14 protein-coding genes and 1 tRNA gene are annotated in these 17288 nt (G+C 45.2%); 12 read left to right on the forward strand and 3 right to left on the reverse strand.

Going from position 1 to position 17288, the window contains the following annotated elements; translation table 11 throughout:
* The first annotated feature begins 8 nt into the window (after window positions 1-8).
* Complete coding sequence (frsA, locus tag V1566_RS07315) at window positions 9-1253, forward strand: esterase FrsA (protein WP_063145509.1); 1245 nt, start codon at window positions 9-11, stop codon at window positions 1251-1253.
* A 57-nt stretch (window positions 1254-1310) separates the two neighbouring features.
* Entirely contained in the window at window positions 1311-1712 is a 402-nt protein-coding gene (crl, locus tag V1566_RS07320) for a sigma factor-binding protein Crl (RefSeq protein WP_032661686.1), read from the forward strand.
* Between the two features lie 133 nt (window positions 1713-1845).
* Here crl and phoE read toward each other — a convergent pair whose 3' ends face one another.
* A complete protein-coding gene (gene phoE / locus V1566_RS07325) occupies window positions 1846-2898 on the reverse strand; it encodes a phosphoporin PhoE (protein ID WP_032646978.1) in 1053 nt (350 codons plus the stop codon).
* 305 nt (window positions 2899-3203) lie between these two features.
* Here phoE and proB point away from each other — a divergent pair, with 305 nt between their 5' ends.
* From proB to ptuB, 7 genes are all read left to right on the forward strand, one after another.
* The gene (gene proB, locus V1566_RS07330) at window positions 3204-4307 is read left to right on the forward strand and encodes a glutamate 5-kinase (protein ID WP_061715910.1); all 1104 of its coding nucleotides are present in this window, start codon (window positions 3204-3206) and stop codon (window positions 4305-4307) included.
* 11 nt (window positions 4308-4318) lie between these two features.
* Window positions 4319-5572 carry a glutamate-5-semialdehyde dehydrogenase gene (gene proA, locus V1566_RS07335; RefSeq protein WP_395305461.1) on the forward strand — a complete coding sequence of 418 codons (1254 nt, stop codon included), beginning with the start codon at window positions 4319-4321 and terminating at the stop codon, window positions 5570-5572.
* 111 nt (window positions 5573-5683) lie between these two features.
* Window positions 5684-5759 (forward strand) — tRNA-Thr (locus V1566_RS07340).
* Between the two features lie 163 nt (window positions 5760-5922).
* Complete coding sequence (locus V1566_RS07345) at window positions 5923-7143, forward strand: tyrosine-type recombinase/integrase (protein WP_395305462.1); 1221 nt, start codon at window positions 5923-5925, stop codon at window positions 7141-7143.
* Window positions 7144-7436: 293 nt separating this feature from the next.
* Window positions 7437-8450: a retron St85 family RNA-directed DNA polymerase gene (locus V1566_RS07350; protein ID WP_395305463.1), complete on the forward strand. Its 1014-nt coding sequence runs from the start codon at window positions 7437-7439 to the stop codon at window positions 8448-8450.
* The gene (gene ptuA, locus V1566_RS07355; protein WP_395305464.1) at window positions 8443-10089 is read left to right on the forward strand and encodes a retron Ec78 anti-phage system effector ATPase PtuA; all 1647 of its coding nucleotides are present in this window, start codon (window positions 8443-8445) and stop codon (window positions 10087-10089) included. Before V1566_RS07350 ends, ptuA begins: the two co-directional genes overlap by 8 nt.
* Window positions 10086-10880, forward strand: coding sequence for a retron Ec78 anti-phage system effector HNH endonuclease PtuB (ptuB, locus tag V1566_RS07360; RefSeq protein WP_395305465.1), 795 nt, complete (start codon window positions 10086-10088; stop codon window positions 10878-10880). The genes ptuA and ptuB overlap by 4 nt, the downstream gene beginning before the upstream one ends.
* Window positions 10881-11141: 261 nt before the next feature.
* On the opposite strand, the gene V1566_RS07365 is transcribed toward ptuB, so the two are convergent.
* Together V1566_RS07365 and V1566_RS07370 are read right to left on the reverse strand one after the other, a co-directional pair.
* On the reverse strand, window positions 11142-13622 hold the full coding sequence (locus V1566_RS07365; protein WP_395305466.1) for a DEAD/DEAH box helicase: 2481 nt from the start codon (window positions 13620-13622) through the stop codon (window positions 11142-11144).
* Window positions 13623-13625: 3 nt separating this feature from the next.
* The gene (locus tag V1566_RS07370) at window positions 13626-14507 is read right to left on the reverse strand and encodes a DUF1837 domain-containing protein (protein WP_395305467.1); all 882 of its coding nucleotides are present in this window, start codon (window positions 14505-14507) and stop codon (window positions 13626-13628) included.
* 241 nt (window positions 14508-14748) lie between these two features.
* Here V1566_RS07370 and arsR point away from each other — a divergent pair, with 241 nt between their 5' ends.
* From arsR to arsA, 3 genes are read left to right on the forward strand one after another with little or no spacing between them, the layout of a single operon-like run.
* The gene (gene arsR / locus V1566_RS07375; protein ID WP_131010185.1) at window positions 14749-15099 is read left to right on the forward strand and encodes an As(III)-sensing metalloregulatory transcriptional repressor ArsR; all 351 of its coding nucleotides are present in this window, start codon (window positions 14749-14751) and stop codon (window positions 15097-15099) included.
* Between the two features lie 47 nt (window positions 15100-15146).
* Window positions 15147-15509: an arsenite efflux transporter metallochaperone ArsD gene (gene arsD, locus V1566_RS07380; protein WP_395305468.1), complete on the forward strand. Its 363-nt coding sequence runs from the start codon at window positions 15147-15149 to the stop codon at window positions 15507-15509.
* 17 nt (window positions 15510-15526) lie between these two features.
* Entirely contained in the window at window positions 15527-17278 is a 1752-nt protein-coding gene (gene arsA, locus V1566_RS07385) for an arsenite efflux transporter ATPase subunit ArsA (protein ID WP_395305469.1), read from the forward strand.
* The last annotated feature ends 10 nt before the right edge of the window (window positions 17279-17288 follow it).

A 17288-nucleotide genomic window follows, 5' to 3' on the forward strand; every position in this document is an offset into this window, starting at 1 on the left:
GCAACGCAATGACGCAGGCGAATCTCACCGAGACTCTCTTCAAACCCCGTTTCAAACACCCTGAAACATCGACGCTGGTGCGTCGCTTTAATCCGGGTACCCAGCCTGCCGTCCAGTCCGCGTTAGACGGTAAAAATGTGCCTCACTGGTATCGCATGATTAACCGCCTGATGTGGATCTGGCGCGGTATTGACCCCCGTGAAATCCTTGATGTGCAGGCACGTATCGTGATGAGCGAATCTGAACGGACCGACAGCGAACTTTACGATACGGTGGTGGGCTACCGTGGCGGCAACTGGATCTATGAGTGGTCGAAACAGGCGATGCTCTGGCAGCAAAAAGCCAGCCAGGAAGAGGATGCCACGCGCAGCGGCAAGCACTGGCTGCATGCGGCCAATCTCTACGCCATTGCCGCGTATCCCCATCTGAAAGGTGATGAGCTGGCTGAGCAGGCCCAGGCGCTGGCGAACCGTGCTTATGAAGAGGCGGCGCAGCGTTTGCCGGGCCAAATGCGCGAGCTTGAGTTCAGCATTCCAGGTGGCGCACCCGTCACCGGGTTCCTGCATATGCCGGAAGGCGATGGCCCGTTCCCGACCGTACTGATGTGCGGTGGGCTGGATTCCCTGCAAATCGATTATTACAGCCTCTTTGAGCGCTACTTCGCACCAAAAGGGATCGCGATGCTGACGCTTGATATGCCCTCAATCGGTTTCTCATCCAAATGGAAACTGACGCAGGATTCCAGCCTGCTGCACCAGCATGCGCTAAAAGCGCTGGAGAACATTCCCTGGGTTGACCATACCCGCGTGGCGGCATTCGGCTTCCGTTTTGGCGCGAACGTCGCGGTGCGTCTGGCTTACCTTGAATCTTCTCGTCTGAAAGCCGTCGCCTGCCTTGGCCCGGTCGTTCACGCTCTGCTCAGCGATCCTGCACGCCAGGGGAGCGTACCTGAAATGTACCTTGATGTGCTGGCTAGCCGTCTTGGCATGCATGATGCATCAGACGAAGCGCTGCGCATTGAACTCAATCGCTACTCGTTAAAAACGCAAGGATTGCTGGGACGTCGCTGCCCAACGCCGATGCTGTCGGGGTTCTGGAAAAACGATCCGTTCAGTCCGGAAGAAGAGTCACGCTTAATCACGTCGTCATCTGCGGATGGCAAATTGCTTGAAGTGCCGTTCAGCCCGGTCTATCAGAATTTCGACAAAGCGCTGAAAGAGATTACGCGCTGGATCGCTCAGAGATTGTGTTAAGAGATTGCTAAATTTCGCTGGTTTGGTAAAACAGTGGCTTCACAAAAGGAGATCGCAATGACGTTACCGAGTGGACACCCGAAAAGTAGACTGATTAAGAAGTTTATGGCTCTCGGCCCGTATATTCGAGAAGAGCAGTGTGAAGAGAATCGCTTTTTTTTCGACTGCCTGGCTGTATGCGTCAACGTGAAGCCTGCACCCGAAAAACGTGAATTCTGGGGCTGGTGGATGGAAATGGAAGCAGAGGAAAAACGTTTTACGTATAGCTACCAGTTTGGCCTGTTTAATAAAGATGGCAACTGGCAGGCCACCTCTATTAAAGATCAGGAAGTGATTGACCGCCTGGAATATACGCTAAAAGAGTTTCACGATAAGGCTCGCGCGCTGCTGGCTAGCCTGGATCTCAAGTTCGAACCCGCGGATGACTTTTCCAGCGAAGCGGTGAAGCTGACTGCCTGATGGTGTCACAGCGCCGGGTGGCGGCTTCGCCTTACCCGGCCTACAAAAACGAACGATCATGTAGGCCCGGTAAGCGTAGCGCCACCGGGCAATAAAAAACCGGCATCAAGCCGGTTTTTTTTATTTCGCATCATCAGAACTGGTAGGTCATACCCACGGCAACGATGTCATCGCTGCTCACGCCCAGTTTATTTTTGTCGTCAATCTGGTTGATTTTATAATCAACAAAGGTGGACATATTTTTGTTGAAGTAATAGGTCGCGCCAACGTCAATATATTTCACCAGATCTTCGTCACCAATACCTTCGATATCTTTGCCTTTAGACTGGACATAACCCAGGGACGGACGCAGACCAAAATCGAACTGATATTGTGCAACAACTTCAAAGTTCTGTGCTTTATTTGCAAACCCGCCGGAAATTGGCGTCATATTGCGGGTTTCAGAATACATTGCAGCCAGATAAATATCGTTTGCATCATATTTCAGACCGGTTGCCCAGGCTTCTGCTTTCTGACCCTGGCCACGCGCCAGCAGGTTCTGAGCGTTGGTGCGGTCAGAGTTGGTGTAGGCACCGCTAACGGCGAAATCGCTGCCGCCGAAGTCATAGGTCAGAGAGGTACCAAAACCGTCACCGTTCTGTTTCTTGGCGTCACGGTTTTCGTTTTTCCCCTGGTACTGCAGCGTCATGTCCAGACCGTCAACCGCGCCGAAGAAGTCGGTGTTGCGGTAGGTCGCAAGGCCAGTAGCACGCTTGGTCATGAAGTTATCGGTCTGCGCGGAAGAGTCGCCGCCGAACTCAGGGAACATATCGGTCCATGCTTCGACGTCATACAGGGCACCCAGGTTACGACCGTAATCCAGTGAACCAAAGTTTTTCAGTTTCAGACCAGCGAACGCCAGACGCGTCTTCTGAGAGGAGTCGCTCTCAGCTTTGTTACCTGCAAATTCAGATTCCCAACGGCCATAGCCCGTCAGTTGATCGTTAATCTGTGTTTCGCCTTTAAAACCGAAACGAACGTAAGTCTGATCGCCATCTTTGGTGGCATCATCACTGATGTAGTGCATGGCTTTCACTTTGCCGTACACGTCCAGTTTATTACCATCTTTATTATAAACTTCAGCTGCGTGAACGGATGCAGAAGCCACTACGCCCATAACCATTAATGCCAGAGTGCTCTTTTTCATTTTCGATCCTGTCTTATAAACGCGCTAAAAAAATTCGCTGGACGATAAGCTCATGCTTAAGTCCCGTGAAAAAACAGGAAGGGTTTTATCGTTCTGGAATGAAACTTTTATGACAAACTAAGAATAATTTTAAAAAATTGTGATTTATTATTTCGGTAATAAAAGTGTCAAACTTTCCCGCTAGGCTTCCTGATCCCGCGCAACAAAGTGTTTCACGATGTGCTAAGGCAGTTGGCAACGGGGCTGACTCCTGTTAAAACGTTCGTTCGACATTACTTTCCCTTATCGTTGAACGGCAGAGAATCATGAGTGACAGCCAGACGCTGGTGGTAAAACTCGGTACCAGTGTTTTAACAGGCGGATCGCGCCGCCTAAATCGCGCCCACATTGTTGAGCTTGTACGTCAGTGCGCTCAGCTACATGCCGCAGGGCATCGTATTGTGATTGTGACCTCCGGGGCGATTGCCGCCGGGCGTGAACACCTGGGTTACCCCGAACTCCCCGCGACGATCGCTTCCAAGCAGCTGCTGGCCGCCGTGGGGCAAAGCCGACTCATTCAACTCTGGGAACAGCTGTTCTCCATCTATGGTATCCACGTCGGGCAGATGCTGCTGACGCGTGCGGATATGGAAGACAGAGAGCGCTTCCTTAACGCCCGCGATACCCTGCGCGCGCTGCTGGACAACAATATTGTTCCGGTCATTAACGAGAACGATGCCGTTGCTACCGCTGAAATCAAAGTGGGTGATAACGATAACCTCTCGGCGCTGGCCGCGATTCTGGCCGGTGCCGATAAATTACTGCTTCTGACCGATCAGCAGGGGCTGTTCACCGCCGATCCGCGCTCCAACCCGGATGCCGAGCTGATTACCGACGTGCACGGTATCGACGATGCGCTGCGCGCCATCGCCGGTGACAGCGTTTCAGGCCTCGGAACGGGCGGTATGGGAACCAAGCTGCAGGCCGCTGACGTCGCATGCCGCGCCGGTATCGACACCATCATTGCGGCGGGCAGCCGCCCTGGCGTGATTGGTGACGTGATGGAAGGCATCTCCGTCGGTACCCGCTTCCACGCCCAGGAATCTCCGCTGGAAAACCGCAAGCGCTGGATATTTGGCGCGCCGCCTGCTGGCGAACTCGTCGTCGATGAAGGGGCAACCGCCGCGATTCTGGAAAGAGGAAGTTCATTACTTCCTAAAGGAATTAAAAGCGTGACAGGCAACTTCTCCCGTGGTGAAGTGATCCGTATCCGTAACCTCGAAGGCCGCGACATCGCCCACGGCGTAAGCCGGTATAACAGCGATGCCCTGCGCCGCATCGCGGGTCACCACTCACAGCAGATCGACGCCATTCTGGGCTATGAATATGGCCCGGTTGCCGTACATCGCGATGACATGATTATTCGTTAAGGAGCCAGAACATGCTGGAACAAATGGGCGCAGCCGCGAAGGCCGCCTCTTACAAACTGGCGCTCCTTTCCAGCCGCGAGAAAAACCGCGTGCTGGAAAAAATCGCTGATTATCTGGAATCACAGTCCCAGGAGATTTTGCTCGCTAACGAGCAGGATTTATTGGAAGCGCGTCGTAACGGTTTGAGCGAAGCGATGCTCGACCGTCTGGCGCTGAATCCGGCACGCCTGAAAGGCATCGCCGACGATGTGCGTCAGGTCTGCAATCTGGCTGACCCGGTAGGGCAGGTCATCGACGGCGGGCTGCTCGACAGCGGTTTACGCCTGGAGCGCCGCCGCGTGCCGCTCGGCGTTATCGGCGTTATTTATGAAGCTCGTCCAAACGTGACGGTGGATGTCGCCTCCCTGTGCCTGAAAACCGGCAATGCCGCTATTCTGCGCGGTGGGAAAGAGACCTGGCGCACTAACGCCGCGACGGTGAAAGTTATACAGCAGGCGCTGGAAGAATGTGGTTTACCGGCGGGTGCCGTACAGGCGATCGAGAGCCCAGACCGCGCGCTGGTCAACGAAATGCTGCGCCTGGACAAATACATCGACATGCTGATCCCACGCGGCGGCGCGGGCCTGCACAAGCTGTGCCGCGAGCAGTCGACGATTCCGGTGATCACCGGCGGTATCGGCGTGTGCCATATCGTGGTCGACGACAGCGCTGAGATTGAACCGGCGCTGAAGATTATCGTTAACGCGAAAACCCAGCGTCCAAGCACCTGTAACACTGTAGAAACGCTGCTGGTGCATCAGGATATTGCGAACACCTTCCTGCCAGCCCTGAGCAAACAGATGGCGGAGAGCGGCGTGACGCTGCATGCTGACACCAGTGCGCTCGCACTGCTTCAGGATGGCCCGGCTAACGTTGTTCCCGTCAAAGCGGAGCAGTACGACGATGAGTTCCTGTCCCTGGATCTGAACGTGAAAATTGTTGCCGATCTTGACGACGCCATTGCGCACATCCGTGAACACGGGACGCAGCATTCTGACGCGATCCTGACGCGCACCCTGCGCAATGCCGATCGCTTCGTGAACGAAGTGGATTCCTCTGCGGTGTATGTGAATGCCTCCACCCGCTTCACCGACGGCGGCCAGTTCGGCCTCGGCGCTGAGGTGGCGGTCAGCACGCAGAAACTGCACGCGCGCGGTCCGATGGGTCTGGAAGCGCTGACCACGTACAAGTGGATCGGCTTCGGTGACGATACGATTCGTGCGTAAATAATCACGGGTGATGCAAAAATAGCCGTTTGATTCAAAAGGGCATTGACGCATCACCCGGATAGATCTAACCTTTTGCCCCGTGGTTACACTCGTAACCGGCCTCTCAGGGCCGATATAGCTCAGTTGGTAGAGCAGCGCATTCGTAATGCGAAGGTCGTAGGTTCGACTCCTATTATCGGCACCATTTCAAACTCTTCCCAAGTCTACCGAAATCAACTAAAAGCCCGTATAATGCGGTTTCTGGCCCGTATCTTATCTCCTGTTATCAACTGGGCTCAACCGAAATCAAGTCGCAGTTGGGGGCATAAGTGGGGGCATTCTTTGTTCGGTCCAGGGAGATGCCCCCAATGAAGCTTAATGCACGACAGGTAGATGCTGCTAAACCCAGAGAGAAAGCCTATAAGCTAGCAGATGGTGCAGGCTTGTATCTCGAAGTTGTTCCTTCTGGTTCTCGATACTGGCGGATGAAATATCGCTTCAATGGAAAAGAGAAGCGTATGGCTTTTGGTGTCTATCCGGCAGTGTCCCTTGCACAAGCGAGGGCACTACGTGATGAAGCCAAGAAAAAGCTGGCCGAAGGTATCGACCCATCGTTTGCCAAGAAAGAAGAAAAGTTGGTTCGCGATGTGCAGCTCAATAATACGTTTCAGGCTGTGGCACTTGAATGGCACGGAACGAAGGTGAGCCGGTGGTCAGAAGGCTATGCCTCCGACATTATCGAAGCCTTCAATAAAGATATTTTCCCTTATATTGGCCAACTGCCGGTGAATGACATCAAGCCTTTGGTTCTGCTGAATGTGCTACGTCGAATGGAAAGCCGTGGCGCGACAGAGAAGGCCAAGAAGGTTCGCCAGCGCTGCAGCGAAGTTTTTCGTTACGCCATCGTGACCGGTCGTGCGGAATACAATCCTGCGGCAGATCTAACCAGCGCGATGTCAGGGCATGAATCAAAGCATTATCCCTTCCTGACTGTTGAGGAGTTACCAGACTTCTTTAAAGCTCTCGCTGGCTACACAGGAAGCCCGTTAGTTGTTCTCGCCGCTCGTCTGCTGATCCTTACGGGAGTTCGTACTGGCGAGCTCCGAGGTGCTTTCTGGAGTGAATTTGATCTTGAGAAAGCGGTGTGGGAAATCCCTGCAGAGCGTATGAAGATGAAACGGCCTCACCTTGTCCCCCTCTCTACCCAAGCGCTGGAAATCGTACAGCAGCTCAAAGTAATGTCCGGGCAATATCCGTTGGTGTTCCCAGGGCGCAATGATCCACGTAAAACGATGAGTGAAGCGAGTATTAATCAGGTATTCAAACGGATTGGGTATACGGGGAAGGTAACGGGGCATGGTTTCCGTCACACGATGAGTACGATTTTGCACGAGGAAGGGTTCAATACGGCATGGATTGAAACCCAGCTTGCGCATGTCGATAAGAATGCGATTCGCGGGACGTACAATCATGCGTTGTATCTGGAAGGTAGGAGGGAGATGATGCAGTGGTATGCTGATAATACTGACAGAATTGGAAACCATGATCTCATTGGACTGACAAATTCTCGTCTGGTGAAAGGAAAGTAACTGTTAATGTACGAAATATGCTGTCACCGTAGTGATTAAGCCGAGAAATCGCTAGTAGGGATGGGCATTGTTAACCTTAAGCATGGCTGATACCATAGCAGTACTCTTTAGCTTAGGCTCAATTCATCGGGCTAGTCGGGCGTTTAGCCAGACTCAAACTTATTGAACGTCATTTTGGTTGCGAAAGTCTCGCAACCAGAGCTCGTTCCTCACTCAGGTTGCGAGACTTTCGCTTCCTTCAGTAAAGAGTACTCACATGCCCCGTTCAGGGGCATGTATATAGGCGTAGGGCAATGAAAAAAATAACAAATTTTTTTGTAACGTCGCCATTCGTTGAGGCTTGGCTCCAAACCACTGTGCCATCCGTTGGTGAATTAAGCACGGAACAAAGAGTTGCACGCATCGGACATAACCTTGCTTTAATCACGCGATCTGGTCCAAAAATGTACAAAGTCTACAGTATTCCGAAGCGAAATGGTGGGAAGCGAGTAATAGCCCACCCCGCCGCGATGCTGAAAGCCTTCCAAAGAGACCTGAATCTACATCTTGTTAGCTTGTTACCCGTGCATAATGCAGCGACTGCTTATAGGGTATCTTCGAGTGTAAAAACGAATGCAAAGGCCCACGCCAGCAATCCATATTTATTAAAAATGGATTTGTATAATTTTTTCAATAGTATAGATGTTGATATTTTTGTTGCAGAGTTACGGAGGCATCGAATCACACTGGCAGTAAAAGATCTGTTATTTATTCAGCAGTGTACATTCTGGAGTCCTAGTAAAACCAGCACTGGTCGTCTTATTCTTAGCGTAGGGGCTCCCACTTCGCCCTTAATTTCCAACTTTGTCATGTATGAATTTGATAATATTATACATAAAATCTGTGAATCATTAGCCGTTACCTATACGCGTTATGCTGATGACCTATTTTTCTCGACAAATGTACAGGATGTTTTGTTCAAAATACCAGATCTTGTGACTTATGTTTTGACAAATACCTATAATGGTAAATTTTCAACAAACCAGACAAAAACTCGATTTTCATCTAAGGCACATAATAGGCATGTTACCGGCGTGACAATCACTAATGAAGGAAGATTGTCTTTAGGTCGACAGCGTAAGCGAATGATTTCTGCTTTAATTCATCAGCATTGCTTAAAGAAACTAAATATTGTTGAAACAAAGAAATTACAGGGATTGCTTTCTTGGGCATCAAATATTGAACCTACGTTTGTCATCAGTATGCGGAAAAAGTATTCTGATAAAGTTATCCAATCTATTATATCAGGAAATTGGAACGATGACTGAGAACAAAAAAAATAAGATTACACGAACTGCATCAGAAAAATTGGCTGGATCTGAAAGAGGAAATTTAGGCGATCAATATGAAGTTGCTGAATGGTATGGCAGCGGGCGTTATTCTGTAGAACAGAATGAAAATAAAAAGAAACAACTGTTAGCTAATATAGTTAATCAGTTGGGTAACAGAAGACCATACTTCAGTAATTTTGAAGTTATTAACTTTAGAGGTATCCGTAAACTTCGCAGTCGTATAAAACTTGACCCTAATCTGAATGTTTTCGTTGGTGTAAACGGAAGTGGGAAAACGACCATCTTAGATGGCATGGTGAAAATGGCATCTTGGATCGTCAATGGCATCCGAACAGGTGGTGCCGGTAAGCACATAGAAATTAGTGAGATTAACAATCACCCTACTTCAAGAACATGTGAAATAAGTTCGACACTTTATCTCGATGATAATACAGATTTCTGCATCAAGCTTAATAAAAGCAAAAACAGTGTTGAAAATCAACGCAGTGAACTAGCGGCGTTTCGCAACCTTGCGCTAATGTATCAGTACGTAGATAGCGTGGCAACAGAAACTACCTGCTTACCTTTATTTGCTTATTATTCGGTTTCACGCTCTCAAGAAATAAAAAATGAGCAGTATGATAGTAGTGAACTAACTACATTTACTAAATTAGATGCTTATAATAAATGCTTTGATGAGTATCGAAGCTTTAAAGATTTTATCGATTGGCTAGTTATCCATGATGCCAGTACTGGTTCGAAAAAAAATGATGATTTAATTCTTCTTAATGAACACAAAGCTGTATATGATAATACACTTAAAATTTATGAGTTACTCCCTGAATCATTAAAAAATGAGTCTGAATTGAGTAACAAGCTAAAAAAAGAGCTCGACACGCAGGCTAGAGAAATTCAACGTCTTAATTCTAAAGTTATTAATTCTGATCCTGAATCCGTTCGTATAGTAAAACATGCAATTAGTTGTTTCTTGGATATAGATAACATTAGATTAGATGTAAGTTCTGAGTCTGTGCGATTGATGCTGGATAAAAATGGTATTTCTATTTCAGCCTCTGCTTTATCTCAAGGGGAAAAAGCACTTTTCTCTCTGGTGAGTGACATTAGTCGTAGACTTGTATTACTCAACCCACAGAAAGGAGTTGATGCGCTAAAAGGATATGGGGTTGTATTTGTGGATGAAATAGAATTACATCTTCACCCTAAATGGCAGCAGCAGGTTGTTTTTAAACTACGTGATGTATTTCCCGGATTACAATTAATTTTGACTACTCATAGTCCACAAGTTGTAACCACTGTACCTCCTGAATGTATCAAAATTCTCAAGACGGATGCTTCTGGAATATTAAGCGTCACTGAACCTGAGTTCTCTCTCGGAGCTGAAGCGAAACAGGTGCTTGAAGAAATATTTGCGGTAAACTCACGGCCAGATGAAGCTACTCAAGTTAAGAATTTGGAACGCTATAAGGAATTAGTCCAAGAAGATAAATGGGATACTGAAGAAGCAATAACACTGTGGGGAGACGTAGAAAAATGGGGACGTAATTGGGATCCCATTATTAGACAATTGCAGATGGATGTTCGTTTGCGTAAATATAGAAGAGATAATAATAAATGAAAATAATCCTTAAGGGTAATGAACCAGATGAGCTACTAGAGTATAAAAGTATTTATCCTGATGATGATTGGAAAAATGGTTTCACACGCAATGCTGGCGCAGAAGCTAATCGAAAGGTAAAACATGCTCTAATTACTGATCAAGGGGGGATCTGTGTCTATTGCGAAATTGATTTAAAAGATGCTGGTGGGCGTGCTCTTAACGATTTTAGGGTTGAACATTTTTATCCGGAGAACCCAGAACCAGGTGAAAAGCGAAATGACAATATTAATTACGCACTTTTCTGGCCAAATCTCTTAGGTTGCTGTACCGGTGGTAATGCTCGATATGTGGTAGATGCGCATAGGCGCTACACTAACCCTGTTTTTTGTTGCGATGTGGATAAATCTAATCATGACTGGACTCAGCTTATTTTAAATCCTATTGATGATATTCCAGCCTTCCCTGCATTATTTTCTTTTGATTTCGCAAATGGGAATATTATGGTGTCCGAGCTATGTCCTGCTGAATTAAGATCTAAAGCTGAACAGTCTATTGATTTATTGAAATTGAATACACCAAAACTCCAAGAGTTCAGGGTTGAAGTTATATCAATATTAACTGAACAGCTATTCCCTGATGGTGATACTGCGATTAATGATGTGGAAATTCAACAACGGATGCAAACATTGGCTCATGCTTATCTTATCCGCGACACTAACAATATGTTGCAACCTTTCTTTACTACTGTTCGTGCATTTCTTGGTACGGCAGCAGAAACTGTTTTGATGCAATATAACTTTAAGGGCTAATACACTTAATACAAACAGTCTCCGAGATTAGATAAGGCTATTATTGTTCTATCCCTGAATATTATCAGTGCTCGATATAGGATAAGCTTGGGAAAATCACTTCCATACCTTGAATAATTAAGAAAGTTGAATCAACGATATGAGTATGATCGTATTAACTGAATGACGATGGTTATACCTAATTATTCGGTAATGGGAGTCAAGAATAACTCCCATATGGTAAATAACTTAATATATGTCACATACAAGTCGAAATTCGTATTATAATAAATGAGAAATATGCTGTATTTCCCATTCATTTAACTCATTTTTTATTTTATCTAGTTCCAGATTTTGCAATTTTCGCTCTGTATGAAATTTTCTAATCTTAATGGCTGTTTCCCTAGGAACACCTCTATCACTTAGATATCGAGATATCTCGCTGTACAGACCTAATTCTATTTGTGAGATGATGCTGCTGCTATCACATATGTCAGCAACAGGTTTCAGTAACATAGGTAATCCGAAGCTTACATGTTTCGTTAATTTATCAATTTCTTTATCTAGACTTTCATGCAATTCATTGTTGTAAGTTGGGAATCTGTTCTCCAATATTTCACTCAATGAATTCTCTCGTACCCATCCCTCAGCACTTTTTGCTATTCCGAATAAAAATTTATCATCATGAATTTTGCCAATATATCTTTCGAAGTAATAATTGAAACGGTCTCTCATTATTTTTAGCCATGACAAGAAAATATTACACAGATCGACCTTGAATATAGCAGATGGAATATAAACATTAGTTTTTTTAATGAATGAATATAATTCATTTAAATCAAATGGATCCCAGTATCTATTTTGCAAAATAATTTCTCGAGGTACAGAAATATTCCCAAGACCTGAGGTGATGTTTTTAACATATGAATCGTCTAAAAATATACCGACGTTATTTAATCTTGATAAGGCATCAGACCCATGCCTGAAACACATTTGGCGGATATATGTAATAATGCTCTTAGAATTATTTGTAGATACTAAAGAGGAATTGTCTAATTTCTCATTAATGTAATCAATATCTCTCAAGTACAAATCATGATAGCCTGTCTTGATTTCTTTATATTCATTTGAGAATAATGTCTCATTTTCTTCTCTATGCGATTCAAATGAGTTTTCATCTAAGACAATTGTTCTGCCGACAAAATCTGTAAGTAACCGGCCAGCTCTTCCTCTTAGGTTTGCAAATTCATAGGGGGATAATTTCGCTGAAGTTTCTCCTTTTCGCACAAATAAATTAGGGTTTCTTATGATTATATTATTCGCTGGTAGATTTACACCTTGCATCAATGTTGTAGTGCAAAAGAGATTTTTTATGTAGCACTTTGACACAGCATGTTCAATACTTTTACGGACGTGCATTGGAATTCTACTAGTGTGGTAGGCTATACCATAGCTAACAAATTCTGCAAGTTCATAGTGCTTATGAACGGAATTTTTAAGATATGATGAAAGACTTTCTAACTTAGTAGTGGAAATTAGAGGGGAAACTTCGCAGTATTCTTTTGCCGATTTTCGAGCTTGCCTTGTTGTTGGTGAGAAAATTATATTGCTATCATCATTTAGTTTTTTTAGTATACCGTGTAAATAAGAATTAAATGCTGAATTGTATTGCGATGCTCCCATGCCTTTTATTAAGTTTATATTAATTATTGGAAGCGAAATAGGCCGTAATGAAAATGGTGAGTACTGATTGATGTAATATATATCGCTTTCTTGTGATACAGAGTATGTGATACTTAATACTGGGGGCACATCAGTTTTTTTCTCTTCAGATATTTCACCAAAGATATCAAAGCTCAAACCACCAATGTTTTTCAAGCGTGGGCCACTGAGAATTATCTTTTCAACTTGTATATCAGTTCTTACATCCATTAAGACATCATAGAGGATTTTCGCTCTGTCATTATTATCGTTGTCTGCACGTTCTATATTCTGAATTTCATCAACTATTAACAAGTCTAAGCTGTCAATATTTTCTTGTGAAAAAACAGATATTGCCCTTTCCTGCGTTAACACATAGACAAAGTTTTCCCTTCCTTCCTCAAATGAATTTAGTATATCAATTTTTTTAATTTTATGGATTTTGAAGAGATTGGACAGATCTGTAGTAACTTGGCTTATTAAACTTAAAGTAGGTACAACATAAACAATTTTTGTTGCACCTTTCCCTAATAATTGAATTGTCTTTAAGTACAACAAAAATGATTTTCCCGCCGATGTTGGAGCGGAAATGCCAATTATTTTGTTATTGTCTATCGCGTCCCAAAGATCATGCTGGAATTCTGTTAGGATATAATCATTGTTATTAATTGTTATTTTGTTTTTTAATTCGTCTGCAACAATTTTTAATTTATCAAAGTAACTTCCATAATAGGAGTAAATACCATGATTTTTTAATGACTCATCCATCATTTTATTGCTGGGTGAAAACCCAATGTAAGATAGTGTTGGGGAAATGATCTGTCTTAAAGTATCTTTATCCTCCTCATGGCAATGCGTCCAAATTAAAGAGACAGTTATCATTGCTAGCTGTCTATTATCATCGTCGATAGCACTGTTTGCAATTTTGTTCAAAAATCTCAGTGCACTTAGTAATAACTCTCTATCTAATTTCTTCCTCTCGCCGTCTATTAAATTTAGACGGATTGCGAAATCTCTTAACTCGAAAGATAATAAATTCATAATTACAGACTTATCATTCATAACTTATCCTTCGAAATTGCTTAATAAATTAGATAACGACCATGATGGGAAAACGATGTAATGTATTCTGCTAATGTATGCAATGTTAAAGTTAGAATATAGATTTTTATTTACGTTATTCCATCTCTCCGTTACACATTCCTCAATTTTTTTTCTTATCTCTGGTGCGCTAGGTGCCGTTGTGTTTTTATTTTCTTCATAGACAATCAGACAAACAAGTTCGAAAACGGGGTCTTTTAATTTTCCTTTTAATAAATTGTCTGCAATAGATTGTAACTCTGGCTCTATAAAATCATCATATCTATAAAGCAATAATTCATTTTCTATGTTCTGAATTGAATTCAATATGCTGTTTACAGATGAAGTAAGCGCCTCGTTAAATTTATACTTTGATTCATAACATTTTGATTCCCCCAAAAAAAATATTTGATTATTGCCATTGTTAAGATAGTGTATAGCATCAGCGCCGTGCCGTTCTAATCCTGGATTTGTCGTTATTGGCATTTTTCTCAATAGCGGAGCTGCTTTAAAAAAGTGTTGTATAAAATTAAATAATAAGAGTTCACCATACTGTCCTTGTGGGCAGCCTTTTCTAAATTTCAGTGTCATTACTTCATGAAGATAGCTTATTGCATTTTGGACGTCTTGGTTCCTCGATTCCAACTCTTTGTTTAGAATTGTACTGTACCTTTTTTTTGAATATACCCAGCTTGATGCCGTACTTTTTAATTCTCGAATAAATGAATCTCTTCGCTCACTCAAATCCAAATAATTGATGGCTACGCCACGATGCGATTTTGCCGCCGGATTTTGAATTGTTTGTTGAAACCAATGCAAATGGTTCATGAGATCATCTGTATTGGATAAATTTACAGTGGTGGTCATATCATAGTCCCTTACGGAGATAATTCCTTGAAATTAATACCTTATAAAGAGCATGTAAATAGCTGTGGCGCATTTTTATTCAGTAACTCGTTACAAAAAAAGATACCAATCTCTCGTGTTGTTCATAATTTATGAGGCACTTACTCTAAGATTTAGATTTTGTTCACATTCGATTTCCCATATGTGATATTATATATTTGGTAATGTTGATTATAGATAACTGATTGAAAAGGAATAAAAAATGACGTTGTTCTCCTTACAACTCTTCAAAAACCTCTCCGATGAAACCCGTCTAGGGATCGTACTGCTGCTCAGAGAGATGGGAGAGCTGTGCGTGTGCGACCTTTGCACTGCGCTAGAACAGTCACAGCCCAAGATCTCCCGCCATTTGGCAATGCTTCGGGAAAGTGGCCTATTGCTGGATCGCAAGCAGGGGAAATGGGTTCATTACCGCTTATCTCCGCATATTCCTTCCTGGGCTGCTCAGGTGATTGAGCAGGCCTGGTTAAGCCAACAGGACGACGTACAGGCCATCGCCCGTAAGCTGGCATCAGCCAACTGCTCTGGCAGCGGTAAGGCTGTTTGTATCTAAAAAATTTGCCTGTACATATATGTTTTTACGAATGTGAGGTGTTAAAGATGAAAACGTTAACGGTGTTTGATCCGGCGATGTGCTGCAGTACCGGCGTTTGTGGTTCAGATGTCGATCAGGTTCTGGTCGATTTTTCTGCTGATGCGCAATGGCTGAAAGGGCGTGGGGTCCAGATCGAACGTTTTAACCTGGCGCAACAGCCGATGAGCTTCGTTGAGAACGAAAAAGCGAAAGCTTTCCTTGAAGCTTCTGGAGCTGAAGGGCTTCCGCTGCTGTTACTGGATGGTGAAACGGTGATGGCCGGGCGATACCCAAAACGCGCTGAACTGGCTCGCTGGTTTGGTATACCGCTGGAAAAGGTGGGTTTAGCTTCCACCAGTTGCTGTGGTGGTAAAACTTCCTGTTGTTGAGTATGTCAGGAGGACATATGAAATTCTTACAGAATATCCCGTCTTACCTGTTTTTCACCGGTAAGGGAGGTGTAGGCAAAACTTCGATTTCCTGCGCAACGGCTATACGTCTGGCTGAACTGGGAAAGCGTGTTCTGCTTGTCAGTACCGACCCGGCTTCTAACGTCGGTCAGGTATTCGATCAGACTATCGGTAACACTATTCAGCCCGTGACTGCTGTGCCTGGTCTTTCGGCTCTGGAGATTGACCCGCAGGAAGCCGCCCAGCAATACCGCGACAGAATCGTTGACCCAATTAAAGGTCTTCTACCTGATGATGTCGTCACCAGTATCAGCGAGCAGCTGTCGGGGGCATGTACGACAGAGATTGCGGCATTCGACGAATTCACGGGCTTACTGACCGACGCTTCTCTGCTAACCCGCTTCGATCACATCATTTTTGATACTGCCCCAACGGGCCACACTATTCGCCTTCTTCAGCTTCCCGGAGCCTGGAGCAGCTTCATCGAAAGTAACCCAGATGGTGCTTCCTGTCTTGGGCCGATGGCGGGGCTGGAAAAGCAGCGTGAGCAGTATGCTCATGCGGTAGAGGCGTTATCCGATCCTGAAAGTACCCGCCTGGTTCTGGTTGCACGACTGCAAAAATCTACGCTGCAGGAAGTCGCCCGCACCCATGAAGAACTCGCCGCAATTGGCCTGAAAAACCAGTACCTGGTTATTAATGGTGTGCTGCCTAAAGCCGAAGCTGAACGTGACGCCCTGGCCGCTACAATATGGCAACGGGAACAAGAGGCGCTGGCAAATCTTCCTGCTGGGTTATCTGGCTTGCCGACAGATACACTATTCCTTCAACCGCTGAACATGGTTGGTGTGTCCGCATTGAAAGGCCTGCTCAACGAACACGCTGAGATAACATCGCTTCCTGAACAAAGCATACCGAACAAGCCAGAGAATATGTCGTTGTCTGTCCTGGTTGATGATATCGCCCGCAGTGAACACGGTTTGATTATGCTGATGGGTAAAGGTGGTGTGGGTAAAACCACAATGGCTGCGGCTATCGCCGTTAGTCTGGCGGATAAGGGTTTTGATGTGCATCTCACCACCTCCGATCCTGCTGCACATCTCAGTACAACGCTCAATGGCAGCCTCAAAAATCTGCAGGTCAGCCGAATCAACCCTCACGATGAAACTGAACGCTATCGTCAGCATGTTCTTGAGACGAAAGGCAGGGATCTGGATGAGGCAGGGAAACGGCTGCTCGAAGAGGATTTACGTTCTCCTTGCACAGAAGAGATTGCGGTGTTCCAGGCGTTCTCACGTGTAATCCGTGAAGCAGGCAAACGGTTTGTGATCATGGATACGGCACCTACCGGGCATACGCTATTACTGCTTGATGCTACCGGGGCTTATCACCGTGAGATTGCCCGGAAGATGGGGGATAAAGATCATTTTACCACTCCGATGATGCAGCTTCAGGACCCGGAAAGTACCAAAGTCTTGCTGGTCACTCTGCCTGAAACCACACCTGTACTGGAAGCGGCAAACCTGCAGTACGATCTTGAACGTGCGGGGATTCATCCCTGGGGCTGGATTATCAATAACAGCCTTTCGATTGCACAGACGCATTCACCACTACTTTGCCAGCGCGCCCGACAAGAGCTTCCTCAAATCGAGGCTGTGAAGAACCAGCATGCAAGCCGCATTGCGTTAGTACCGGTAATGGCTGCTGAACCCACTGGCATCGAGAAACTCAGAGAGCTGGCCGTTTAATTTTTTTGTA

The organism is Enterobacter sp. ECC-019 (genome assembly GCF_043974075.1).
Classification (GTDB): domain Bacteria; phylum Pseudomonadota; class Gammaproteobacteria; order Enterobacterales; family Enterobacteriaceae; genus Enterobacter; species Enterobacter asburiae_D.